This window comes from Streptomyces sp. NPDC048416 (assembly GCF_043200435.1).
Taxonomy (GTDB): domain Bacteria; phylum Actinomycetota; class Actinomycetes; order Streptomycetales; family Streptomycetaceae; genus Streptomyces.
On sequence record NZ_JBICXU010000004.1, the window covers coordinates 124,814 to 148,331 of the forward strand.

The 23,518-nt window shown below is 71.3% G+C and carries 18 protein-coding genes; 4 read left to right on the forward strand and 14 right to left on the reverse strand.

The annotated features are described in order from the left end of the window. Positions 1-65: 65 nt before the first annotated feature. The 6 genes from trmD to proS all read right to left on the reverse strand — a co-directional run bounded on the left by trmD (position 66) and on the right by proS (position 4,915). Positions 66-887 carry a tRNA (guanosine(37)-N1)-methyltransferase TrmD gene (trmD, locus tag ACGFW5_RS07165; protein ID WP_393833181.1) on the reverse strand — a complete coding sequence of 274 codons (822 nt, stop codon included), beginning with the start codon at positions 885-887 and terminating at the stop codon, positions 66-68. Next, positions 887-1,543: a ribosome maturation factor RimM gene (gene rimM, locus ACGFW5_RS07170; protein WP_393833182.1), complete on the reverse strand. Its 657-nt coding sequence runs from the start codon at positions 1,541-1,543 to the stop codon at positions 887-889. Before rimM ends, trmD begins: the two co-directional genes overlap by 1 nt. 152 nt (positions 1,544-1,695) lie before the next feature. Continuing rightward, positions 1,696-1,935, reverse strand: a complete 240-nt coding sequence (locus tag ACGFW5_RS07175; protein WP_005311361.1) for an RNA-binding protein — start codon at positions 1,933-1,935, stop codon at positions 1,696-1,698. Between the two features lie 2 nt (positions 1,936-1,937). Beyond that, positions 1,938-2,375, reverse strand: coding sequence for a 30S ribosomal protein S16 (gene rpsP, locus ACGFW5_RS07180; RefSeq protein ID WP_393833183.1), 438 nt, complete (start codon positions 2,373-2,375; stop codon positions 1,938-1,940). A 237-nt stretch (positions 2,376-2,612) separates the two neighbouring features. After that, the gene (locus ACGFW5_RS07185; protein WP_393833184.1) at positions 2,613-3,215 is read right to left on the reverse strand and encodes a hypothetical protein; all 603 of its coding nucleotides are present in this window, start codon (positions 3,213-3,215) and stop codon (positions 2,613-2,615) included. A gap of 281 nt (positions 3,216-3,496) precedes the next feature. Then, the gene (gene proS, locus ACGFW5_RS07190) at positions 3,497-4,915 is read right to left on the reverse strand and encodes a proline--tRNA ligase (RefSeq protein ID WP_393833185.1); all 1,419 of its coding nucleotides are present in this window, start codon (positions 4,913-4,915) and stop codon (positions 3,497-3,499) included. 207 nt (positions 4,916-5,122) lie between these two features. Between proS and ACGFW5_RS07195 the strand changes: the two genes are divergently transcribed. Next, positions 5,123-5,986 (forward strand): SAM-dependent methyltransferase, encoded by an 864-nt coding sequence (locus ACGFW5_RS07195; RefSeq protein WP_393833186.1) that lies wholly within the window; start codon positions 5,123-5,125, stop codon positions 5,984-5,986. 190 nt (positions 5,987-6,176) lie between these two features. Here the strand turns inward: ACGFW5_RS07195 and ftsH are convergent, their stop codons facing one another. The 6 genes from ftsH to ACGFW5_RS07225 all read right to left on the reverse strand — a co-directional run bounded on the left by ftsH (position 6,177) and on the right by ACGFW5_RS07225 (position 16,483). Continuing rightward, positions 6,177-8,138: an ATP-dependent zinc metalloprotease FtsH gene (gene ftsH / locus ACGFW5_RS07200; RefSeq protein WP_393833187.1), complete on the reverse strand. Its 1,962-nt coding sequence runs from the start codon at positions 8,136-8,138 to the stop codon at positions 6,177-6,179. Positions 8,139-8,499: 361 nt separating this feature from the next. Continuing rightward, a complete protein-coding gene (gene ffh / locus ACGFW5_RS07205; RefSeq protein WP_393833188.1) occupies positions 8,500-10,041 on the reverse strand; it encodes a signal recognition particle protein in 1,542 nt (513 codons plus the stop codon). 280 nt (positions 10,042-10,321) lie between these two features. Next, on the reverse strand, positions 10,322-12,781 hold the full coding sequence (locus tag ACGFW5_RS07210) for a [protein-PII] uridylyltransferase (protein ID WP_393833189.1): 2,460 nt from the start codon (positions 12,779-12,781) through the stop codon (positions 10,322-10,324). Between the two features lie 20 nt (positions 12,782-12,801). Continuing rightward, positions 12,802-13,140, reverse strand: coding sequence for a P-II family nitrogen regulator (locus ACGFW5_RS07215; protein WP_393833190.1), 339 nt, complete (start codon positions 13,138-13,140; stop codon positions 12,802-12,804). Further along, the gene (locus ACGFW5_RS07220; RefSeq protein WP_393833191.1) at positions 13,137-14,477 is read right to left on the reverse strand and encodes an ammonium transporter; all 1,341 of its coding nucleotides are present in this window, start codon (positions 14,475-14,477) and stop codon (positions 13,137-13,139) included. The genes ACGFW5_RS07215 and ACGFW5_RS07220 overlap by 4 nt, the downstream gene beginning before the upstream one ends. Positions 14,478-15,007: 530 nt before the next feature. Beyond that, complete coding sequence (locus ACGFW5_RS07225; RefSeq protein ID WP_393833393.1) at positions 15,008-16,483, reverse strand: hypothetical protein; 1,476 nt, start codon at positions 16,481-16,483, stop codon at positions 15,008-15,010. A 461-nt stretch (positions 16,484-16,944) separates the two neighbouring features. On the opposite strand from ACGFW5_RS07225, the gene ACGFW5_RS07230 reads away from it, so the two are divergent. After that, positions 16,945-17,610, forward strand: coding sequence for a bifunctional DNA primase/polymerase (locus ACGFW5_RS07230; protein WP_393833192.1), 666 nt, complete (start codon positions 16,945-16,947; stop codon positions 17,608-17,610). Between the two features lie 200 nt (positions 17,611-17,810). On the opposite strand, the gene ftsY is transcribed toward ACGFW5_RS07230, so the two are convergent. After that, a complete protein-coding gene (gene ftsY, locus ACGFW5_RS07235) occupies positions 17,811-19,016 on the reverse strand; it encodes a signal recognition particle-docking protein FtsY (protein WP_393833193.1) in 1,206 nt (401 codons plus the stop codon). 193 nt (positions 19,017-19,209) lie between these two features. On the opposite strand from ftsY, the gene ACGFW5_RS07240 reads away from it, so the two are divergent. Further along, the gene (locus ACGFW5_RS07240) at positions 19,210-20,664 is read left to right on the forward strand and encodes a cytosine permease (protein ID WP_393833194.1); all 1,455 of its coding nucleotides are present in this window, start codon (positions 19,210-19,212) and stop codon (positions 20,662-20,664) included. 71 nt (positions 20,665-20,735) lie between these two features. After that, the gene (locus ACGFW5_RS07245; RefSeq protein ID WP_393833195.1) at positions 20,736-21,752 is read left to right on the forward strand and encodes an LLM class flavin-dependent oxidoreductase; all 1,017 of its coding nucleotides are present in this window, start codon (positions 20,736-20,738) and stop codon (positions 21,750-21,752) included. 294 nt (positions 21,753-22,046) lie between these two features. Here the strand turns inward: ACGFW5_RS07245 and ACGFW5_RS07250 are convergent, their stop codons facing one another. Next, positions 22,047-23,465 carry a sugar porter family MFS transporter gene (locus tag ACGFW5_RS07250; RefSeq protein ID WP_393833196.1) on the reverse strand — a complete coding sequence of 473 codons (1,419 nt, stop codon included), beginning with the start codon at positions 23,463-23,465 and terminating at the stop codon, positions 22,047-22,049. Between the last annotated feature and the right edge of the window lie 53 nt (positions 23,466-23,518).

A 23,518-nucleotide genomic window follows, 5' to 3' on the forward strand; every position in this document is an offset into this window, starting at 1 on the left:
TGTGCGAGGGAGGCGGGCGTCGTTCCCCCTGTGGCAGGGGCGCCGGCCGTGCGTACAGCAGCGGCCTATTCTTCCACGTCGCTCGGCCTGCGCCAAAATCGGCCGTCGGGCTCGGGGGCCCAGCCGAGGATGGACAGGGTTTCGCGGTCCTTCTTGTCGAAGGCCGAGGCGTCACAACGCTCGATCAGGTCCGGCCTGTTGAGGGCGGTGCGCCGGAATGCCTCGTCCCGCCGCCAGCGGGCGATCTTTCCGTGGTGGCCGCTGAGCAGGACGTCCGGGATGCCGTGGCCGCGCCACTCGGGGGGCTTGGTGTAGACGGGGCCTTCGAGCAGGTTGGCCATGGCGCCGGGTGCGAAGGAGTCGTCGCGGTGGGACTCGGCGTTGCCGAGGACGCCGGGCAGGAGCCGGGCCACGGCCTCGGTGATCACGAGGACGGCGGCTTCGCCTCCGGCCAGGACGTAGTCGCCGATGGACACCTCGTACACGGGCAGCCGGGTGGCGTACTCGTCCATGACGCGGCGGTCGATGCCCTCGTAACGGGCCGGCGTGAAGATCAGCCAGGGCCGTTCGGAGAGTTCGACGGCGAGTTCCTGCGTGAAGGGGCGCCCGCTGGGTGTGGGCACGACCAGGACCGGGCCGTGCGCCCCCGACTCGTATCCGTCGGCGAGGGCGTCGTCGAGGCAGTCGCCCCAGGGCCCGGTCTTCATGACCATGCCGGGTCCGCCGCCGTAGGGGGTGTCGTCGACCGTGTTGTGCCGGTCGTACGTCCAGTCCCGCAGGTCGTGGACGTGGACGTCGAGCTGTCCGCGGGCCCGGGCCTTGCCGACCAGGGAGACGTTCAACGGTTCCAGGTATTCGGGGAAGATCGTGACGACGTCGAGCCGCATCAGGCGACGTCCCCGGCGTTCCCGGCGTTCTCGGCGTCCCCGGTGTTCTCGGCGCCCGTGGAACCCTCGGAGGCCTTCGAGCCCTTCGAGCCCTCGGGATCAGCAGGCTCCGCCGTCTCCTCGTCCCGCGCGGAGGCGATTTCGGCGCGGTCGTCGATCAGGCCGGGCGGCGGGTCGATGACCGCGCGCTGCTCGTCCAGGTCGATCTCGATGACGATCTGCTCGACGAACGGGATCATGACCTCGCTCCCGTCGGGGCGCTCCACGATGAAGAGGTCCTGCGAGGGCAGGTGGGTGATCTCGGTGATGCGGCCGACCTCGGTGCCGTCGGCGAGCACCACGTCGAGGTCCATGAGCTGGTGGTCGTAGTACGCGTCGGGCTCTTCCGGCATCGCCGCCGGGTTCACGTCGGCGATGAGCAGGGTGTTGCGCAGGGCCTCGGCGGCGGTGCGGTCGCGCACGCCCTCGAAGCGCAGCAGCAGCCGGCCGCTGTGCACCCGGCCGGTCTCGATGGTGAGCGGGCCCGCCGAGGCGGGGTCGGTGGTGAGTACGGCGCCGGGGCCGAGCCTCAGCTCCGGCTCGTCGGTGCGCACCTCGACGGTGACCTCGCCCTTGATGCCGTGGGCGCGGCCGATCCGCGCGACTACCAACTGCACGCTTGCTTCTCCTTCGGACAGGTGCGGCCCCGTGGTGGCCGCGGCCTTCGTTCTGCTGTTGCCACTATGGCCCGGAATACGACTGCGGGCCGGGAAGGGCCGAAGCCCTCCCCGGCCCGAGCCGGCGTATCTAGGTAAAGCGACCCAACTGGTCAGCGGACCTGGTCCACGTCGACGAGGTCGACCCGGATGCCACGGCCGCCGATTGCGCCCACGACGGTGCGCAGGGCGCGGGCGGTACGGCCGTTGCGGCCGATCACCTTGCCGAGGTCGTCGGGGTGGACCCGGACCTCCAGCACGCGCCCCCGGCGCAGGTTGCGCGAGGCGACCTGCACGTCGTCGGGGTTGTCGACGATGCCCTTCACGAGGTGCTCAAGAGCCTCCTCGAGCATGCTCAGGCCTCGGTCGACTCGGCGGAGGCCTCGGCCTCGTCCGCCTTCTTCTCGGTCTTCTTGGCCTTCTGGGTGATGGCCTCACCCTTGGCCTCGTCGCCCTCAAGGGTCTTGGCGAAGGCCTCGAAGGACGCGCGCTTGTCGTCCTTCGTCTCCGGCTGGAGCAGCGGCGCGGGGGCCGGGAGGCCCTTGTGCGCCTGCCAGTCACCGGTGAGCTTCAGGATGGCGAGAACGGCCTCGGTCGGCTGGGCGCCGACAGACAGCCAGTACTGCGCACGCTCGGCGTTGACCTCGATGCGCGACGGGTTGTACGTCGGGTGGTACAGACCGATTTCCTCGATCGCGCGACCGTCACGGCGAGTGCGGGCGTCGGCGACGACGATGCGGTAGTGCGGCTGGCGAATCTTGCCGAGGCGCTTGAGCTTGATCTTGACTGCCACTGGAGTGGTGTCTCCTGGTCTTGACGTGGTTGGGCACATGAGATGCCACGTGGGGTTGCGGTACTCGGGTGCCCGATGGACGCGTCAGCCGGAGGCGAGAGGGTTCCTGTGCGGCTGTCGAGTACAGCTAGCCATTGTGCCACATGCCCGCGGTGCGCACGCCGGGGGTCCGTGGGGCACCCCCGGTGGGCCCGCTCCCCCGGACTTCGCCGCCCCTGCCGGCGGCCGGGCCCGGGGTCAGACGACGGCGGCGACCACCTCGGCCCCCTCCGGGATGCGGAACGGCTTGCCGCAGCCGCCGCAGACGATGGGCGCCTGGGCCAGCACGGAGGGGACGACGCGTACGTTGCGCCCGCAGTCGCAGACCGCCTTGACCCGCACGCCGCCTCCGGAGGAGCCGTGCCGGGCGGCAGGCCCGCGGAAGGAGCGCTTGGTGTCGGCGGCCGTGGCGACGGTGTGCGCCTTCAGGGCGCGTTGCAGCCGTTCGATGGTGGGCCGGTAGCGGCGCCTGGCCTCGGCGTTCAGCGTGACCAGGGAGAAGCCGCTGCTGGGGTGCGGTTCCTCCGGGTGGTCGAGGCCGAGCTCTTCGGCGATCGCCAGGAACCTCCGGTTGTGGTAGCGGCCGGCGCGGGAGGTGTCGCGGACACCGCGGGCGGCGGCAATGCCGTGGACTGCCTCATGGAGCAGTCGCTCGAAGGAGAGCTCGGCGCCACAGGCTGACGACGACTCTCCGATCAGGGACTCGGGCGCGGCTAGGTCCGGCAGCTCGGAGTGGTACCGCTGAATGTCGGCCCACGCCTGTGCCAGCTCTGCGGCGAGAACAGGTGGTGTCGTGCTCACGTCGTGACAACGAGCCGCAGGGCCGCTGTGTTCCTATTCCGGGGCATCCCAAATAATTTGCTCGTACCCGTCAGTTGGCATTGATGCGTGCGGACGAGGGCGGGTGCGCTGATCTGCGGAGAAGGCTCACAGCTCACACCAAGGTATGACGTAGCGGCGTGTACGCCCCGGCGTGTAGATGAAGTACGCACGCCGGGACGTTGGTTGCCGGACGGGGCGCAAGAGGGTTTTCGGCCGGGCCCGGGTGGCTTGTGCGCCACATGCGCCGGACCCGGTGCTCCTCAGTAGGCGCGGGCCACGATCGCGACCGTACCGGGCGCGTCCTCGCTCTCGGGCACCGACCCGTCCTCGGCGACCAGGCACCGTACGGACACGGCCTGTTCGGCGAGCTCGGCCTCACCCTCGGGCCCGAGGTCGGCCCACGGGATGCGGGCCCAGCCGCCGGCGACCGCGGCCTCGGCCGCCTCGGCGAGGGTGGCGACGTCATGCGTACGGGACTCGCGCCGCTCGCGGGACTGCTTCAGGAGCAGCGCCTGGTCCTCTTCGAGGACGGCGGGCAGCAGTGCGGCGAGCGAGGCCGCGTCGCTGGACACGGGTTCCTTGCCGCCGGGGATGCGGCGGGCCAGCATCGCGGTGCCGGCCTCCAGGTCGCGCGGGCCGATCTCGATGCGTACGGGGACGCCCTTGAGCTCCCAGTCCACGGCGCGCCGGCCGAAGGGGGTGTCGATGCGGTCGTCGACCTGGACGCGCAGGCCGGCCGCCTTGAGGCGGTCCCCGAGCTCGCGGACCTTGGCGACGGCCTCGTCGCCCTTGATCGCCACGACGACGACCTGCACGGCGGCGAGCCTCGGCGGCACCCGCAGGCCGTTGTCGTCGCCGTGCGACATGATCAGGCCGCCGACCATGCGGGTGGAGACGCCCCAGGACGTCTGCCAGACGAGCTCCTGCCGGCCGTCCTTGGACAGGTACTGGGTGTTGAACGCCTTGGCGAAGTTGGTGCCAAGCTCGTGGCTCGTGCCCAGCTGGAGGGCCTTGCCGTCGCCCATCATCCCTTCCAGGGTGAGGGTGTTGACGGCTCCGGCGAAGCGCTCCCTGGCGGTCTTGCGGCCGAGGACGACGTCGATGCCGAGGACGTTGATCATGAAGTCGGCGTAGACGTCCTTGTGGATGCGCGCGGCGTAGGCGCGGGCGTCCTCGTAGGTGGCGTGGGCGGTGTGGCCCTCCTGCCAGAGGAATTCGCTCGTACGGAGGAAGACGCGCGGACGCATCTCCCAACGGACCACGTTGGCCCACTGGTTGATGAGCAGCGGCAGGTCGCGATAGCTCTGGACCCACTTGGAGAAGTATTCGTTGATGATCGTCTCGGAGGTGGGGCGCACGACGAGGGGCTCTTCGAGCTCCTTTCCGCCACCGTGTGTGACCACCGCGAGCTCGGGCGCGAAGCCCTCGACGTGCTCAGCCTCGCGAGTCAGGTAAGACTGGGGGATGAAGAGCGGGAAGTAGGCGTTCTGGGCGCCCGCTTCCTTGATGCGTGCGTCCATCTCCTGCTGCATCCGCTCCCACAGGCCGTAGCCGTACGGTCGGATCACCATGGTGCCGCGCACGGGACCGTTGTCCGCGAGCTCGGCCTTGTTGATCAGATCCTGGTACCAGCGCGGGAAGTCTTCCGCCTGGGGCGTGAGAACGGGTGCCTTTGCCATGGCGCGCATGGTACGGCGCAAGGGTGGCGGAGCGTGAATCGCCTACCGGCCCTCCTTGCCCGCGCTGTACGCGTCGGATGCCCCCGCCCTCTGGACGCGGGGCGGGATGCGGAGTTCCCTGGCATACGGGGGAAGTGCGTACGGACATTCACGGGGGGGTTGTTCTTCAGGGCACAGCTGACCTCTCGGCGGATTGGGGCGCTTTCCATGACACCAACGCTCGTCCGGCATCAGTCCCGCACGGCCTCCGCCCCCGCGGCGGGCTCGTCCGAGCGCGCGCGGGACTGGGCGGAGATCCAGGAACGCATGCTGGTCCCTCTCTTCGAAGCGGCGTACGAACGGCTCGACGTGGGCCCGGCCACCCGGCTGCTCGGGCTCGGCTGCGGTTCGGGGCTCGCGCTGTTGATCGCCGCGTCGCGGGGCGCCGAGGTGACCGGTGTGGACCGTCCCGAGCACGCCGCGCGGCTGGCGCTGGCCCGTGAGCGGCTGACGCCCGGGCCCGGCCGGGACGGCGCCGCGGGAATGGGGGCGTCCCGTCTGGTGACGGGCGGCCCCGCCGGCACCTCCGGTCCCGGTCGTTCCCCGTACGACGTGATCACCGCCTTCGAGCCCATCGGCTGCACGGCCGGTGACACCGAGGACCTGGTCCCCGCGCTGGCGTCGGCCGTGGGGCTCGCGGAGCGCGGCAGCGCGGTGGTGCTGGCCGGCTGGGGGCCACCGGAGCGGTGTGCCACATCGGCGGTGCTGCGGGTCGCCACGCGGCTGACCGCGCGCCTGAACGACGCCCCGCGCTGGCGGCCGAGCCTGCGCGACGACCTGGAGGACGTGGCGGCCCGCGCGGGCCTCAAGCCGGACGGCTCGGGCCGGGTGGCGTGCCCCTTCGGCTACGCGGACCTGGACAGCGCGATACGGGGGCTGCTCTCGACGGGCGCGTTCGACGCGGCGGCCCGCGTCACCGATCAGGCCCAGGTGGAGAAGGAACTCGTCGAAGCGCTCCACGGGCACGTGCGGCGCGACGGCACGGTGTGGATGCCCAATGTGTTCCGCTATCTGATCGCCCGCACGCCCTGAGGGCCGCGGCGATCGCGCGCACGCCCTGAAGGGCCCAACTGCCCGGCGGATCACGGCGGTTGAGGCCCGGCGCACCCTCCGGCCACCGGCCTACGCCTCCGTCTCGGTCTCGGTCTCGGTCTCGGTCTACGCCGACGCTTCGGCCTGCACCTGCGCCTGCCTGCGTCTGCGCCTGCGCCTCCGCCTCGGTCTACGCCTCCGCCTCGGTCTCCGTCTCGGTCCGCGCCTCCGCCTTCGCCAGGCGGGGGATGCCGGCCGCGCGGTAGGCGGCGGCCTCCTCCAGGGTCTCGTTGGCGAGCAGCGCCGCCGCGAGCGCGTCCAGCTTGTCGCGGTTGTCGCGCAGGAGCCGGCATGCCTGCTCGTAGCACTCGTCGACGATGCGGCGCATCTCGGCGGCGATGGTGTCCAGGGTGCCGGGCGCCGCGGAGAGCCCGTACGCCTGCTGGGCGTCGCTCGGCAGCGCGGCAAGGGGGCCGATCCGCTCGCTCATGCCCCAGCGGGCGACCATGCCGCGGACCAGGTTGGTGACTTGTTCGAGGTCGTTCTCGGCGCCGGTGGTGATGACGTCGAAGACGATCCGCTCGGCGGCCATGCCGCCCAGCGCGCCGATGATCCGGCCGCGCAGGTACTCCTCGGTGTACGCGTACTTGTCGGCGTCCGGAGTGGACAGGGTGACGCCCAGCGCCCGGCCGCGCGGCACGATGGTGACCTTGCGGACGGGGTCGGCGCCGGGCTGGAGCATGCCGAGCAGCGCGTGCCCGCTCTCGTGGTAGGCGGTGCGGCGGCGCTCCTCGTACGGCATCACCAGGGGCCGCTCGGCGCCGAGTTGGACCTTTTCCAGGGCATCGGAGAGGTCGGCCCTGCTGACCTGGCGCTGTTGGCGTTTGACGGCGAGCAGGGCCGCCTCGTTGGCGAGGTTGGCGAGGTCGGCGCCGGTCATGCCCGGGGTGGTGCGGGCGACCTGTTCCAGGTCGACGTCGTTGGCCATCGGGATCTCGCGGGTGTGGATCCTCAGGATGGCGGCGCGGCCGTCGCGGTCGGGCGGGCTGACGTGCACGACGCGGTCGAAGCGGCCGGGGCGGGTGAGCGCGGGGTCCAGGACGTCGGACCGGTTGGTGGCGGCGAGCACGATGACGCCCTCGGAGCCGGAGAAGCCGTCCATCTCGGTGAGGATCTGGTTCAGGGTCTGTTCCCGCTCGTCGTGGCCGCCCATGCCGGAGCCGCCGCCGCGGGCCCGGCCGATGGTGTCGATCTCGTCGATGAAGACGATCGCGGGCGCGACCTTGCGGGCCTCGGCGAAGAGTTCGCGTACCCGCGAGGCGCCCACACCCACGATCATCTCGATGAACTCGGAGGCGGACGCGGAGAAGAACGGCACCCCGGCCTCCCCCGCGACGGCCCGTGCGAGCAGGGTCTTGCCGGTTCCGGGCGGGCCCGCGAGCAGCACGCCGCCGGGCATGCGCGCGCCCATCTCGTGGTAGGCGCCCGGGTTCTTGAGGAAGTCGACGACGTCGTTGAGTTCACCCTCGACCTCGTCGATGCCGGCGACGTCCTCGAAGGTGGTGCGTTTGCCGTCGGCCATCTCGACCGGTTTGGGCGGCGCCTTGCGGCCGAGCATCCCGCTCGCGCCGCCGCCGAGGCCCGCGCGCATGCGCCGGGCGATGAACAGCCACAGGACGACGAGGAGCAGCATCGGGGCGAGCGAGATGAGCAGGTTGGCGAGGAAGCTGCGGTGTTCGACGACCGGCTCGGCGGTGACGGTGACGTTCTGCTTGGTGAGCTGGGACCACAGGTCGTCGTCGGCGAAGGTGGGGCGCTGGGTGGTGAATTCCGTGTAGTCGCCGCTGCCGTCGCCGGAGGGGACGGGCGCCTTGTTCTTGAGCTTGCCCTGGATGGCGTCGCCCTTGGCGTAGATCTTCGAGACGTTGCCGGCCGCGACCTGTTTGCTGAATTCGGTGTACGAGACGGTCGTCTCGTCGCCGTCGTTGAAGAACGACAGGATCAGGTTGGTGATGAGGTAGACGATCAGGGCGGTGAGGATCAGCCGGCCCCAGCCGCCGGGCATCTTCTTCCTCGGGGCGGGCGGCGGCGGCGCCCCTTCCGAGCGCCACGGCTGGTCGGGGCGGTCGCGCGGCGGTACGGATGTGGGCACGTGCTCTCCTCAGGGCCGGTACGCGCCATTATTGGAGACCGGTACAAAGAGGGCATTTTGGGCGGTCCCCCCGAGGGCCCGCCGACGCCCTCATGCGTGTGGGGTGCCTCCCCTAGGGGGTGTCTGGTGGATCAGGGTCGGTCAGGGTGCGGCGCCTGGTGCGGTGCATCGCAAGGCGCCGGAACGTCGTGATAGCGGAGCTATCGGGGCGTTTCGGCAACACCGCGAGGTGCCGTGCCAGGCGCCGCACCCCCGGCCATGATCCACCAGACACCCCCTAACCGCCGGGAGGAGGTCCGCATGCGTGTGGGGCGCCTCCCCGAACCGCCGGGAGGCGCCCCACACGTACGACCGCGGGCACTCAGCCCATGAACTTCTTGAACTCGTCGGGCAGCTCGAAGTTCTTCTGCTCCTCGGCGCTCGGCAGGCCGAGCGCGCCGCCCTGCGCCTTGCGCTCGGCGGCCGCGGCCTCTTCGGCCTTGCGCTTCATCGGGTTGCCGCTCTTGCGCTTGCCCTTGCCCTGCTTGATCTGCTTCTTCTGGCGGCCGGGGCCGCCGCCCATGCCCGGGATCCCCGGCATGCCGGGCATCCCGCCGCCCTGGGCCATCCGGGACATCATCTTGCGGGCGTCGAAGAACCGCTCGACCAGGTTCTTCACCGCGCTGACCTCGACGCCGGAACCCTTGGCGATACGCGAGCGGCGCGAGCCGTTGATGATGGTCGGGTCGTGGCGCTCACCCGGGGTCATCGACTTGATGATGGCCGCGGTGCGGTCCACGTCGCGCTCGTCGATGTTGTTGATCTGGTCCTTGATCTGCCCCATGCCGGGCAGCATGCCGAGCAGCTTGGAGATGGAGCCCATCTTGCGGACCTGCTCCATCTGGGCCAGGAAGTCGTCGAGCGTGAAGTCCTTGCCCTTGCTCGACGCCAGCTTGGAGGCCATTTTCTCGGCCTCTTCCTGGCTGAACGTCTTCTCCGCCTGCTCGATCAGGGTGAGCAGGTCACCCATGTCGAGGATGCGGGACGCCATGCGGTCCGGGTGGAACGCGTCGAAGTCTTCGAGCTTCTCGCCGTTGGAGGCGAACATGATCTGCTTGCCCGTGACGTGGGCGATGGAGAGCGCCGCGCCACCGCGGGCGTCGCCGTCGAGCTTGGAGAGCACCACACCGTCGAAGCCGACGCCGTCGCGGAAGGCCTCGGCGGTGTTGACCGCGTCCTGGCCGATCATCGCGTCGACGACGAACAGGACCTCGTCGGGGCTGACGGCGTCGCGGATGTCCGCGGCCTGCTGCATCAGCTCCTGGTCGATGCCGAGGCGGCCGGCGGTGTCGACCACGACGACGTCGTACTGCTTGGAGCGGGCGTACTCGATCGAGTCCTGCGCCACCTTGACCGGGTCGCCCACGCCGTTGCCCGGCTCCGGCGCGTAGACCGCGACGCCCGCGCGCTCGGCGACGACGCTCAGCTGGTTGACGGCGTTGGGGCGCTGGAGGTCACAGGCGACCAGGAGCGGGGAGTGGCCCTGCCCCTTCAGCCACTTGCCGAGCTTTCCGGCGAGGGTCGTCTTACCGGCGCCCTGAAGACCCGCGAGCATGATCACGGTGGGCGCGGTCTTGGCGAACCTGAGGCGCCGGGTCTCGCCGCCGAGGATGCCGACAAGCTCCTCATTGACGATCTTGATGACCTGCTGGGCCGGGTTGAGGGCCTGCGAGGCCACGAGGCCGGACGCGCGCTCCTTGACCTGCTTGATGAAGGCGCGGACGACGGGCAGCGCGACATCGGCCTCAAGGAGCGCGATGCGGATCTCGCGCGCCGTGGCGTCGATGTCCGCCTCGCTCAAGCGTCCTTTGCCCCGGAGGTTCTTGAACGTCGCACTCAGGCGGTCGGAAAGGGTATCGAACACGGTGGTTGCGGGTCCTCGGCTCGTGGGGCGGTCGGGTGGGAGTCTGTGTCTGCATTCCGGCCGGATCGGCGCGCGGACTCCGGTGCGTGCGATCGCAAGGCGCCGGAAGGCTCTTGTAGCCGGAGCTACCAGGGCCTTTCGGCAACGCGGCGAGCGTGCGTGCCAGACGCCGTGCGCCCGGCCGGGATGCGGACACGGGCTTCGAACGGTCCCCAGGGTATCCCGGGAGGTGGGGGTGCGCGGGGGTGCCTGTGGCCCGCATCCCCCGCGGGGTGCCCCTTTACACCGGCCCGGCCGCGTCGCTCAGGGCCGACTCCAGTTCCCTTGCTACTTTCGCCGCCTCTCCCGGCGCGAGCGGCACTCCCTTCCCGTCCGTCACATAGAAGGCGTCCACGGCGTTGGAGCCGAGCGTCGACACATGTGCGGAGCGCACCCGCAGGCGGGCCGCCTCCAGGGCGTGGCCGATGCGGTGCAGGAGGCCGGGGACGTCCTGGGCGCGCACCTCGATGACCGTGGCGTGCCGGGAGGCCGAGGGGGCGACGGTGACGCGGGGCGGAGGCGCGTGCCCGCCGCGGCGGCGGGGGTAGGCGGCCTCGCGCTCGGCGAGGCGGGCCTCGATGTCGAGGGAACCGTCGAGCGCCCGCACCAGATCGGCGCGCAGCCGGGCGGCCTGGGGCAGGGAGCCGTACTCGGCGGCCACCCGCCAGTCCAGGAGCAGCACCGGGCCGCCGACCGGGTCGGGAAGGTCGACGGTGCGCAGTTCGGCGGCGCGTACGGTCAGGCGGTGCAGGGCGAGGACGCCGGCCGTGACGGGCAGGACGCCCGGCTGGTCGGGGACGGCGACCAGGAGTTCCACTCCGACGGGTTCCTGTTCGTCGGACCCGTCCGCGCGGGCCCGCAGGGCGAGGACGGGGCCGCCGGTGCGGTGGGCCTCCACGGCGAGGCGTTCCTGTTCGGCGGTGATCGCGGCGGGCTCGGGGTCGGCGGGCTCGCCGGCGAGGACCGCCGTCGCCCTCTTGACCAGGTCGGCGACGAGGGCGCCGCGCCAGGAGGACCAGGCGGCGGGGCCGGTGGCCAGCGCGTCCGCCTCGGTGAGGGCGTGCAGCAGTTCCAGGGTGGTGGCCGAGCCGGCCGCTTCGGCGACCGAGCGCACGGTGGCCGGGTCGTCGAGGTCGCGCCGGGTCGCGGTCTCGATGAGCAGCAGGTGATGGCGTACGAGGGTGGCGACGACGGCCACGTCGGCGGCGTCGAAGCCGATCCGGGCGGCCGCGTCGCGGGCGATGGTCTCGCCGGCCACCGAGTGGTCGCCGGGCCACCCTTTGCCGATGTCGTGCAGGAGGGCGGCGACCAGGAGCAGGTCGGGGCGGTGCACCCGGCGGGTGAGGTGAGCGGCGCGGACGGCGGTCTCGACGAGATGGCGGTCGACGGTCCAGGTGTGCACGGCGTTGCGCTGGGGCCGGCAGCGCACGCGTTCCCAGTCGGGCAGCAGCCGGGTGATGAGCCCTTCGGCTTCGAGCGCTTCCCAGACGCTTACGGTGGAGTCACCGGCCCCGAGCAGCGTGACGAGCTGGTCGCGGGCCTCGGCGGGCCAGGGCGTCGGCAGCGGGCGGGCCGTGGCCGCGAGGCGGCGTACGGCGTGCAGGGAGATGGGCAGCCCGCACTGGGCGGCCGCGGCGGCGGCGCGCAGCACCAGCACGGGGTCCTTCTCGGGGCGGGCGGTCAGGGCGAGCACGACCTCACCCTCCTGCTCGACGACGCCCTCGGCGAGCGGGGTGCGCTCGGGGGCGCCGGTGCGGGCGCCGCCGAACAGCCGGCGCAGGCGCGGCCGTCCGGAGCGGGCGCGCAGCACCCGGCCGACCTCGCGCCAGGTGACGTCGCCCGCGTAGGAGATGACGCGGGCCGACTCCGAGACCTGACGGAGCATCACATCGGCGTCGAGGAGGCCCAGTTCGGCCGCGACAGCGTCCTGTTCCTGAAGGGCGAGGCGGTCGGTGGCACGGCCGGTGCACAGGTGCAGCGCGTCCCGCACGTCGAGGAGACGCCGCCTGGCATCGGCGAGCCCTTCTCTTGGGGCGTCCGCGAGCCAGGACGCGGCGACCGCGCGCAGGGCGGTCGCGTCCCGCAGTCCGCCCCTGGCCTCCTTGAGGTCGCCTTCGAGGAGGTACTGCAACTCGCCCTGGCGCTGGGCCCGTTCGCGGCACATCTCGTCGAGCTCGGGCAGCCGTTGCGGCGCGAGGTTGCGCCAGTCGGCGAGGACGGTGGTGCGCAGGGCCAGGGTCGGGGCGGCGTCGCCCGCGATGTGGCGGGCGTCCAGGAGTCCGAGCTGCACCTTGAGGTCATCGCGCGCCGTGGCCCTGGCCTGTGCGGGGGTGCGCACCGAGTGGTCGAGGGCGAGGCCGGTGTCCCACACCGGGTACCAGAGCCGGTCGGCGAGCAGGGCGAGATCCTTGGCGTCGGCCCGCCCGTCGTGCAGGAGCAGCAGGTCGAGGTCGCTGCGCGGGGAGAGTTCGCCGCGCCCGTAACCGCCGACCGCGATCAGGGACGCGCCGCCGACCCCGGTCTCCTCGGTGGCGGCCGCGAACAGCGTGGCCAGCCAGCCGTCGGTCAGTTCGGCGAGGGCCGCGCGGCGCGGCGGCCCGGACCGCCCCTTCTCGGCGAGAAGGCGCAGCCGGGCCGCCGCGTGGCCGCCGGGCTCGCGGTCCTCGTCGTCGGATGCGGTACTCACGTCCACGCTCGTCACCCAGCAGCTCCTCGCCGTGTCTACAGTGCGTCGGGTCCGCGCTCGCCCGTGCGGACCCGTACCGCCGTCTCGACGGGCATGCTCCACACCTTGCCGTCGCCGATCTTCCCGGTGCGGGCGGCCTTGACCACGACCTCGATCAGTTCCTCGGCGTCGTCGTCCTCGACCAGGACCTCGATGCGGATCTTGGGTACGAGGTCGACGGTGTACTCAGCGCCGCGGTAGACCTCGGTGTGGCCGCGCTGGCGCCCGTATCCGCTGGCCTCGGTGACGGTCAGGCCCTGGACGCCGAAGGCCTGGAGGGCCTGCTTGATCTCGTCGAGCCGGTGCGGCTTGACGACCGCGGTGATGAGCTTCATGCGTCCACCTTCTTGTTCGCTGCCATGGCTCCCGGGGCCGCCACGGCCCTGCGGGGTGCGGTGCCGCCGCCCGCGCCGCTGAAGTCGTACGCCGTCTCGGCGTGCTCGACCTGGTCGATGCCGGAGATCTCGTCGTCCTCGGCGACCCGCATCCCGATCGTCTTGTCGAGGGCGAGGGCGAGGACCGCGGAGACCACCAGGGAGTAGCCGAGGACGGCGCCGACGCCCAGGGCCTGCTTGCCGAGCTGGTCGAGGCCGCCTCCGTAGAAGAGGCCCTTGGCGGTGGACTGTACGCCGCCGGTCGCGAAGAGGCCGACGAGCAGCGAGCCGGTGATGCCGCCGACCATGTGGACGCCGACGACGTCGAGCGAGTCGTCGAATCCGAAGCGGTACTTGAGGTTGATCGCCATGGCGCACAGCACGCCCGCAATGACCCCGATCGCGATCGCGCCGAGCGGGCTGACGCAGCCGCCGGAAGGGGTGATGGCGACGAGGCCCGCGACCGCGCCCGAGGCGGCGCCAAGGGTGGTGAAGGAGCCGTGGCGCAGCTTCTCGTAGAGCAGCCAGGCGAGCATGGCGGCGGCGGTGGCGACCTGGGTGTTGATGAACATCACGGCGCCCACGCCGTCGTCGTTGCCGAGCCAGGACCCCGCGTTGAAGCCGAACCAGCCGAACCACAGCAGGCCCGCGCCGAGCATGACCAGCGGCAGGCTGTGCGGCCGCATCGGGTCCTTCTTGAAGCCGACGCGCTTGCCGATGACCAGGATCACGCCGAGGGCGGCCGCACCCGCGTTGATGTGCACGGCGGTGCCGCCGGCGAAGTCGATGACGCCCTTCTTGAAGAGCCAGCCGTCCGAGGCCCACACCCAGTGCGCGACGGGGAAGTAGACGACGGTGACCCACAGGGCGGTGAACAGGGCCCAGGCGCTGAACTTGACGCGGTCGGCGAGCGCTCCGCTGATGAGCGCGGGTGTGATGACCGCGAACATCAGCTGGAAGACGGCGAAGACGTACACCGGGATGCTGTATCCGGGCCACAGCTGGACCAGGCCGATGCCGCTGAGCCCGAAGTAGTCCTTGGACCAGCCGATGAAGCCGTTGCTCTCGCCGAAGGCCAGGCTGAAGCCGTAGAGCACCCACAGGATGGTGACGATGCCCAGGCTGATGAAGCTCATCATCAGCATGTTCAGGGTGCTCTTGACGCGGACCATGCCTCCGTAGAAGAAGGCCAGCCCGGGCGTCATGATCATCACCAGCGCTGAGCAGATCAGCATGAAGCCGGTGTTGGCGCTGGACAGCTGCGGGGCGGCAGCTGCGAGCGTGATGCCTGGGGGCATCGGCGTCTCCTCGTCGTCGGTACGGCCCGTGCGGGGGCGTTACTCGGGCGGGAACTGGCGGGTGGCCGGTTATGCGCCATGAGGTTGACCCAGCGCGGTTTCCGTCGATGCCGCACGATGTTTCGCCGGGGTGACGAAGGGGGCGGGCGTGTTACACGCCAGTGAACTGCCGGATCGCAAGGGCGCCCGTGGCCGCCGTCCGCGGCATCCGATGGCCGTGGAACCGGCCACGGTCTCACCCGTTCGACCTGACGTGGGGGAGCCGAGTCGGGCAGAACGGGGTGAAGGCCGTGGCCGGGGTCTTGGGTGCCGCCGCCACGTCGGCGGCGGCAGGCGGCACCGGGTTCTCCAGGGCCGGGGTCCGGGCCGGCGGTGGCGGGTTCTGTACGGCGCCCGGGCGGCGAGGGGGTACGGCGTCCGGGCGGCGAGGGGGTACGGCGTCCGGAACGGCGAGGGGGTGACCCGGCGTCCGGAGCGGCGACGGGCGTTCGTGTGCCGCGCCGCCGGGGGTGCGGCGGCGGGCGGGTGCCTCAGACGGCCTCGGCCGTCTCGGGCAGTTCCCTGGTGAGCAGGTCCGTCATCCGGACCACCTCCGCGACGTCCGAGAAGTCGCGGGCGGCGGTGTCGACGGTCTTGCGCAGCCGGGTGTTGACCCGCTCCGAGCGGACCCGCTTGGCGACCCTGAGGGCCTGCTCGGCCAGGACGGTCGACTGTTCGGGCTCCCGCTTGAGCAGGTGCACGGTGGCCATGCCGATGAGGTTCAGGGCGTAACTGCGCTGGTGTTCCTCGTCCTTGCCGAACAGGGCGACGGCCTGCTCCATCACGGGCTCGGCGAGCGAGGCGTAGGTGGGGCTGCGGCCGGCCACGTAGGCCAGGTCGCGGTAGGAGTGGGCGTTCTCGCCGTTGAGCTCGGCCTCGGAGAAGAAGCGGATCCAGTCGGGCTCGGGCTCGCCGTCGAGCCCGGCGTCGCCGAAGGTGTCCTCGGCCATCCTGACGGCCCGCTTGGTCTTGCTCGGCTGGCCCATGTTGGCGTACGCGCGGGCCTCCATCGCGTACAGCATGGCCTGGGTGCGGGCGGTCGCGCAGTCGCGGCTGCCGTACTGGGCGAGGTGGATGAGTTCGAGCGCGTCGTCGGGCCGGCCCAGGTGGATCATCTGGCGGCTCATGGACGACAGGATGTACGAGCCGAGCGGCTTGTCGCCCGCCTCCTTGGCGGCGTGCAGGGCCAGCACGAAGTACTTCTGGGCGGTGGGCTGGAGGCCGACGTCGTAGCTCATCCAGCCGGCCAGCTCGGCGAGTTCGGCCGCGCACTGGAAGAGGCGTTGGGCGGTGGCGGCGGGCTGGGGTTCCTGGAGGAGGTCGGTGACCTCGTGGAGCTGGCCGACGACGGCCTTGCGGCGCAGGCCGCCGCCGCACTGGGCGTCCCACTGGCGGAACATCGCGGTGGTGGATTCCAGGAGTTCCAGCTCGGGCTTGGAGAGCCGGGAGGGGCGCCGGGCGCTGGCGGCGGTCTCGGGAGGGCCCGGTTCGCTGGACAGCGAGGGCACGAGCCAGCGCTGCATGGGCTCGATCAGGGAGGGCCCTGCGGCCAGCATCAGCGAGGTGCCGAGGAAGCCGCGCCGGGCGAGCATCAGGTCGCTGCGGGAGAACTCGCTGAGCAGCGAGACCGTTTGGGGCCCGGCCCAGGGCAGGTCGACACCCGACACCGAGGGTGACTGGTGGGCCTGGCGCAGGCCGAGGTCCTCGATGGCGACGACGCTCCCGAAGCGCTCGGAGAACAGCTCCGAGAGGATCCGCGGAATCGGCTCGCGCGGCATTTCGCCGTCGAGCCAGCGCCGCACCCTGGACGTGTCGGTGCTGATGTGGTGCGCGCCCATCTGGCGCGCCCGGCGGTTCACCTGGCGCGCCAGCTCGCCCTTCGACCAGCCGCTGCGTACGAACCACGAACTCAGCTGCTCGTTGGGGCGCTTGCCGGCGCTCTCACCACTGGCCCCACTGCCGCCCACTGGAACTCCCCCCATCCGCTGAAGCCTCATGTGCGTCGGTTGTGCGTCGATTGCGCTAACCTCCATCAGGATGCCGCCAGTTGGGCCTCCTGTCCCGCGGTTGCACCCGCTGGGACGGGAAACCTGCTTGCCTCCGGCATACCCGCGGGCGCGTATACCCCCGAGGTCCGTGTACCGACGGTAATCCTACGATCACGCGTCCGGCCATGGCGCTTGCGGAAACGCCACCATTCGCCACCCCTTCGAATGAACTCCCCTGCCGCCAGGCACGATTCACTTGACACCTGGCGATCAGCATCGGGTGGAGCGGAGTGAGCCGGGGCGCACGGCGCACATCGCACGACCCTTTTCACGACTGTGTCCGACCTGGCGGAAACGGAAAGTGACAGGAAAACTCCGGATCGTCACGACTATGTCACTGGCGTCGTAACCACGGACGCGGCAGACCCGTTGGAGGGGGCATGGGCTTCACGATCGGCGGCAGCCGGGGCATCAGGGAGACCGGGCCCGGCTCTTGGCGCCGCGGCCGCTCCGCACGGACCACTCGTACGAGCGAGGTCACCGCGGTGGCCGAGTACACCGGCCTGTGGGGCTGGGACGTCGCTCCGGGCGCCCGCGCCCTGAACGGCCAGTGCTCCTGCGGCAGTCCGTCGTGCGCGGCGCCCGGCGCGCATCCGCTGGCCTTCGCGCCGGAGGTCCCGGCGGGCGCCACGCTCGGCGAGGTGAGCGAGGCGTGGTCGCGGTGCCCCGGCGCGGCGGTGCTGCTGCCGGTGGGGCGCACCTTCGACGTCCTGGACGTGGCGGCTGCGGCCGGGCGGCGGGCGCTGGTGCGGCTGGAGCGGATGGGGCTTCCGCTGGGCCCGGTCTCCACGACACCGGTCGGCCGCACGCACTTCTACGTGGCCCCGGGCGCCGCGGCCGAACTCCCTGGGCTGCTCTACCGGATGGGCTGGGACGACGCGGTTCTGGACCTGCGCTGCCCGCCCCGCGGCGCTCATGTGCCGGCGCCGCCGTCGGGCGATGTGGACTGGCTGCGCCCGCCGTCCCTCGACACGGCGACCCGGCCGCCCGAGGCCCGTCTGCTGCTGGGCACGCTGGCGTACATCTGCCACCGCTCGGCGGCGTAACCGCTCCGCGGGCCCGCCGCTTGTAGCCCGTCGGCCGCCCGTGGCCGGTCGCGCGGTTCCCTCGCACCTTCCGGCGCCCGTACGCCGCGCACGAAAACGCCCCGCCGCACCTTTCGGTGCGGCGGGGCGTCGGTGCGCCGGGGGGTGTCCGGTGGATCCGCGACCCGGCCCCGGTCCGCCGGACACCCCCGGGGATGGACTCAGTCGCCGATGAGCGCGTCCACGAACGCCTCGGGTTCGAACGGTGCCAGGTCGTCCGCGCCCTCGCCGAGCCCGACGAGCTTGACGGGGACGCCCAGTTCGCGCTGGACGGCGATGACGATGCCGCCCTTGGCGGTGCCGTCCAGCTTGGTCAGGACGATGCCGGTGATGTCGACGACCTCGGCGAACACCCGGGCCTGGACCAGGCCGTTCTGGCCGGTCGTGGCGTCGAGGACGAGCAGGATCTCGTCGAGCGGGCCGTGCTTCTCGACGACGCGCTTGACCTTGCCGAGCTCGTCCATGAGGCCGGTCTTGGTGTGCAGCCGGCCCGCCGTGTCGATGAGCACGACGTCCGCGCCCTCGGCGATGCCTTCCTTGACGGCGTCGAACGCGATGGAGGCGGGGTCGCCGCCCTCGGGGCCGCGCACGGTGCGGGCGCCCACGCGCTCGCCCCAGGTCTGGAGCTGGTCGGCGGCGGCGGCGCGGAAGGTGTCGGCCGCGCCGAGGACGACGGACTTGCCATCGGCGACCAGGACGCGGGCGAGCTTGCCGGTGGTGGTGGTCTTGCCGGTGCCGTTGACGCCGACGACCATCACGACGCCGGGGACCCTCTCGCCGCCCTCGGTCTTGACCTCGCGGTCGAAGTCGGTGCCGAGCAGGGTCAGGAGTTCTTCGCGCAACAGGGTGCGCAGCTCGTCGGGGGTGCGGGTGCCGAGCACCTTGACGCGCTCGCGGAGCCGGTCGACCAGCTCCTGGGTGGGCGCGACGCCGACGTCGGCGGTCAGCAGGGTGTCCTCGATCTCCTCCCAGGTGTCGTCGTCGAGGTGCTCGCGGGAGAGCAGGGTGAGCAGCCCCTTGCCGAGCGAGTTCTGCGAACGGGCGAGGCGGGCCCGCAGCCGGACGAGCCGGCCGGCCGTCGGTTCGGGGACGTCGAGCGCCGGCGCCTCGGCGACCGGCTCCTCGACGACGACCGGGGTGGCGGGCGCCTCGGGAAGGCCGACCTCCTCGATGGTGCGGCGCGGTTCCTGCGCCGTCTCCGCGGCGTCCTCACCGACCTGAGGCTCGGCGGGCGGGGCTGTGATGGTCGGCGTGCTCGGCGGCGCGGTGGGCGGCAGCTGCTTCTTCTTGCGGCTGCTGACCACCAGCCCGCTGATCGCGCCGACCGCGACCAGGGCGATGACTACAGCAAGGATGACGAATTCCATAACCGTCCCAGTATCGGGTATGGGTGCCGCCAGGACCCAGTTTGTGCGTTCCTCCGAGTACGGAACGGAATTATGGGGCAGGTGTCAGATTAAAGTACGATAGAGGTGGGCGCATCAACGCGCGTAGAGTCCCCTTCGACCACCCCCACCGGCTCAGCGTCGAGCCGAGCGAGAGGCACGGAACTCCTCCCCCATGAACACTGGCACCACCGACGAACCGCAGAGCGCCCTGGAAACACGCGGCCTTGAGCCCGTGCCGGACGCGGAGCGCACCGCGAAAACCCGCGAGCTCTTCCCCACGTGGGTAGCCGCGAACATCAGCGTGCTGCTGCTCACCATGGGCGCCAGCCTCGTCGTCGCGTACAAGCTCAACTTCTGGCAGGCGATCGTGGTCGCCGTGGCCGCGCCCATTGTCTCGTACGGCCTGGTCGGGCTCATCGGGATCGCGGGCAAGCGCGGCGGCGCCCCCGGCATGGCGCTGTCCCGCGCGGTGTTCGGCCAGCGCGGCAATCTGCTGCCGGGTTCGCTGATCTGGGTGGCCCGCTGGGGCTGGGAGACCATCAACGCGGTGACCGGCGCCTATGCGGTGCTGACCGTGCTGGACATCCTCTTCGGGATCAAGAGCAACACGTTCCTGATCATCGTCACGCTCGCCGTCTTCGTGGTCATCACGTTCGCGATCTCGGGCCTGGGCATCCACGTCGTGCAGAAGTGCAACAAGTACGCGACGTTCCTGTTCGGCGCCTTCTCGATCCTGGTGCTCGTCTACCTGGTCATGAACACCGACTGGTCCGCCGTCTTCCACCAGCCGGCCGGCAAGACCTCCCTGATGGTCGCGGGCACCGGCATGATCGCCGCGGGCGGCGTCAGCTGGATCCCGTCCGCCCCCGACTTCGCCCGCTACCTGCCGCGCACCGCCTCAGCCAAGGCGATCGTCGGCAACTCCATCGGCGGCGCCGGCATCGTCGTGCTGCCGATGGTCCTGATGGGCGCGGTCATGGCCGTCTCCACCCCGGACCTGGCATCGGCGGCCGACCCGGTGTCCTTCCTCGGTGAGATCCTGCCGATGTGGATCGCGGTGCCCTACCTGCTGATCGCGCTGGTCGGCATGCTCCTGATCAACTCGATGTCGATGTACTCGGCGGGCTTCACCGCGCAGACCCTCGGCTTCAAGATCCCGCGGCACTGGGCGGTCTCCGTCAACGCGGTCATCTCGCTGGTCTTCGGCGGCATCCTGATGCTGGTCGCCACCAGCTTCATGGGCTCGTTCATCGCCTTCCTCTCGCTGCTGGCCGTCGCGTTCTCGGCCTGGGTCGGTGTGTTCGGCGCGGACATGCTGCGGCGCACCGAGTACGACGCGAAGGCACTGCTCGACACCACCCGCACCAGCGCCTACTGGTACAAGGGCGGCTTCTCCCCCGCCGCGGTCGCCGCGTGGGCGGCCGGCCTGGTCGGCGGCCTGATGTTCACCAAGTCCGACTGGTTCACCGGCCCGCTGTCCGCGAACAACCCGGTCGGCGAGTACGGCCTCGGCTGGGTCGCCACCGTCGTGATCTCCGGGCTCCTCTACCTCGCCCTGCCCAAGCCCGCCGTGGTGCCCGCCGGATCGTTCGAGGACGCCGAGTCGGCCGAGACCCTGGCTGTCTGACGCCTCGTCAGCTACCGTCCCCCTTCGCCCGGGTTCCCCCACGGAACCCGCTCGGTGGAGGGGGATTTTCCATGCCGTTCACGGTCGTACGCATGAATCTGGTGGACCCGGACGCCACCGCCCAGTCGCTCTCCGCCCGCTACCAAGCCGCCCTGGAGATGGCCGCGTACGCCGACGACCACGGCATCGACACCATCCAGACCGAGGAGCACCACGGCACGGACAACAACTGGCTGCCCTCGCCCTTCGCCTTCGCGGGCGCGGTCTTCGGCGCGACACAGGGAGATTCAGCGGCGCGCAGCGCCTCCATGAGGGGCGCCGGCCGGGCATCGGGCGGGCGCATCGCGGTGACGGTCTCGGCGATCATCGGGCCGCTGTACGACCCGCTGCGCCTGGCGGAGGACATCGCGGTGCTCGACCTGATGAGCGGGGGCCGCCTCGTGACGGTCGCGGGAATCGGATACCGGCCGGCCGAGTACGAGCAGCAGGGTGTCGAGTGGGGCCGGCGCGGCAGGCTTCAGGACGAGCTCCTGGAAACCCTCCTGAAGGCGTGGAGCGGCGAGGAGTTCACCTATCGCGGGCGCCGGGTCCGGGTCACGCCGCGTCCGTTCACCGAGCCGCATCCGATGCTGCTGGTCGGCGGCTCCTCGCGGGCGGCCGCCAATCGCGCGGCCCGGCTCGGCCTGCCGTTCTTCCCGAGCGCGCATCTGCCCGAGCTGGAGGCGTACTACAACGACAGGCTCGCCGAGTACGGCACCGAGGGCTTCTGCATGATGCCGGCGGCGAGGACGCCCCTGCTGCACCTCAGCGAGGACCCCGACCGCACCTGGGCCGAGTACGGCGAGCACTTCCTTCATGAGGCGCGGATGTATGCGTCCTGGCAGTCCAAGGACATCCGCTCGGCGGTGAAGTCCGCGGCCGCGTCGGTGGCGGAACTGCGCGCGGAGGGGGTGTACCGCGTGGTGACCCCGCAGGAGTGTGCGGCCCTTGAGGGCGACAGCCTGGTGCTGCACCCGCTGTGCGGGGGGATGCCGGTGGAGGAGGGGTGGCGCAGCCTGCGGCTGTTCTGCGAGCAGGCCCAGGCCTGACCTCCCCCGGGCGCGCCCCCAGCCACCCCGCCTTCAACTGCGAACCGTGCCCGCGCCCCTGAACCACTCGACGCCGGGCGGCACGCACACCCTCAACCCCGCAAGTCCCCGCGCCCCCAGCGGTCCGGCCCCGGCAGGGCGCCCACTGCAACCCGTCTCAGCCCGTCCGGCGAGTGAGGACGAGGGCCGTCCAGGCCCGAACGGGGTCCCGGGCGGAGCGGCGGGCGTAACCCAACCGCCCCGGCTCGATCGGCGAGCCGGGGCGGTTGGGTGAGAGGAGAGGGGCAGCGGGGATTAGCCCATCTCCTCCAACGCCTTGCCCTTGGTCTCCTTGACGTACTTGAGCACGAAGGGGATCGAGAGCAGGGCGAAGATCGCGTAGATGATGTAGGTGCCGGACAGGTTCCAGTCCGAAAGGCTCGGGAAGCTGGCGGTGATGGCCCAGTTGGCGATCCACTGGGCGGCGGCGGCGACGCCGAGGGCGGCCGCGCGGATCCGGTTCGGGAACATCTCGCCGAGGAACACCCAGACCACCACGCCCCAGGACAGGGCGAAGAAGAGAACGAAGACGTGCGCGGCGATCAGGGCCACGACACCCTGGGTGTTGGGGAGCTTGCCGTCGACCAGGTCGGCCGAGAAGGCCCACGCCTCGACGGCGAGCGCCACCGTCATGCCGATGGAGCCGACGAGCGCGAGCGGCTTGCGGCCGACCCGGTCGACCAGGACCATCGCGACCACGGTGCCGATGATGTTGATGATCGACGTGGTGAACGAGTAGAAGAACGAGCCGGACGGGTCGATGCCGACGGACTGCCACAGCGTCGAGGAGTAGTAGAACGCGACGTTGATGCCGACCAGCTGCTGGAAGACCGAGAGGCCGATGCCGACCCAGACGATGGGCAGGAAGCCCCACTTGGAGCCGAGCAGGTCCTTGAAGGACGACTTGTGCTCGGAGCGCATGGCGTGCTCGATCTCGGCGACGCGGGCGTCCAGGTCGACGTCCTTGCCCTCGACGTCGGCGAGCACCCGCTTGGCGTCCACGTCGCGGCCGACCGAGATGAGGAAGCGGGGCGACTCGGGGATGGCGAAGGACAGCAGCCCGTACAGGACGGCCGGGACGACCATGACGCCGAGCATGACCTGCCAGGCCTCAAGCCCGATGATCTTGCCGCGCTGGTCGCCGCCCGCGGCGTTCAGGATGCCCCAGTTGACGAGCTGGGAGATGGCGATGCCGATGACGATGGCGGCCTGCTGGAAGGAGCCGAGCCGGCCGCGGTAGGCGGGCGGGGCGACCTCGGCGATGTAGGCCGGGCCGATGACCGAGGCCATGCCGATGGCGAAGCCGCCGATGATCCGCCAGAAGGCGAGGTCCCACAGCGCGAACGGCAGGGCCGAACCGATGGCGCTGATGGTGAACAGGGTCGCCGCGATCTGCATGCAGCGGATGCGGCCGATGCGGTCGGCGATGCGGCCCGCGGTCGCGGCGCCGATCGCACAGCCGATCAGGGCGATGGCGATGACCTGGGCGAGCGTCCCCGACCCGATGGAGTACCGGTCGCGGATCGCCTCTACGGCGCCGTTGATCACGGAACTGTCGTAGCCGAAGAGGAAGCCGCCCATCGCGGCCGCCGCCGTGATGAAGATGACATGGCCGAGGTGGTCCGGGGCGGTGTGGCCGCCTCCGGACGCCTTCGCCTGCGCGGTACTGGTCACGTGTACTCCTGGGGCCGCCCGGCAGCGTCGCCGGGGGTGAGGGGACTCTTCCA

Coding starts and splice junctions, on each gene's coding strand:
- trmD (WP_393833181.1), bottom strand. CDS start 887: ATGCGGCTCGACGTCGTCACGATCTTCCCCGAATACCTGGAACCGTTG.
- ACGFW5_RS07175 (WP_005311361.1), bottom strand. CDS start 1,935: ATGCTCGAGGAGGCTCTTGAGCACCTCGTGAAGGGCATCGTCGACAAC.
- proS (WP_393833185.1), bottom strand. CDS start 4,915: ATGGCAAAGGCACCCGTTCTCACGCCCCAGGCGGAAGACTTCCCGCGC.
- ACGFW5_RS07195 (WP_393833186.1), top strand. CDS start 5,123: ATGACACCAACGCTCGTCCGGCATCAGTCCCGCACGGCCTCCGCCCCC.
- ACGFW5_RS07215 (WP_393833190.1), bottom strand. CDS start 13,140: ATGAAGCTCATCACCGCGGTCGTCAAGCCGCACCGGCTCGACGAGATC.
- ACGFW5_RS07220 (WP_393833191.1), bottom strand. CDS start 14,477: ATGCCCCCAGGCATCACGCTCGCAGCTGCCGCCCCGCAGCTGTCCAGC.
- ACGFW5_RS07230 (WP_393833192.1), top strand. CDS start 16,945: ATGGGCTTCACGATCGGCGGCAGCCGGGGCATCAGGGAGACCGGGCCC.
- ftsY (WP_393833193.1), bottom strand. CDS start 19,016: ATGGAATTCGTCATCCTTGCTGTAGTCATCGCCCTGGTCGCGGTCGGC.
- ACGFW5_RS07240 (WP_393833194.1), top strand. CDS start 19,210: ATGAACACTGGCACCACCGACGAACCGCAGAGCGCCCTGGAAACACGC.
- ACGFW5_RS07245 (WP_393833195.1), top strand. CDS start 20,736: ATGCCGTTCACGGTCGTACGCATGAATCTGGTGGACCCGGACGCCACC.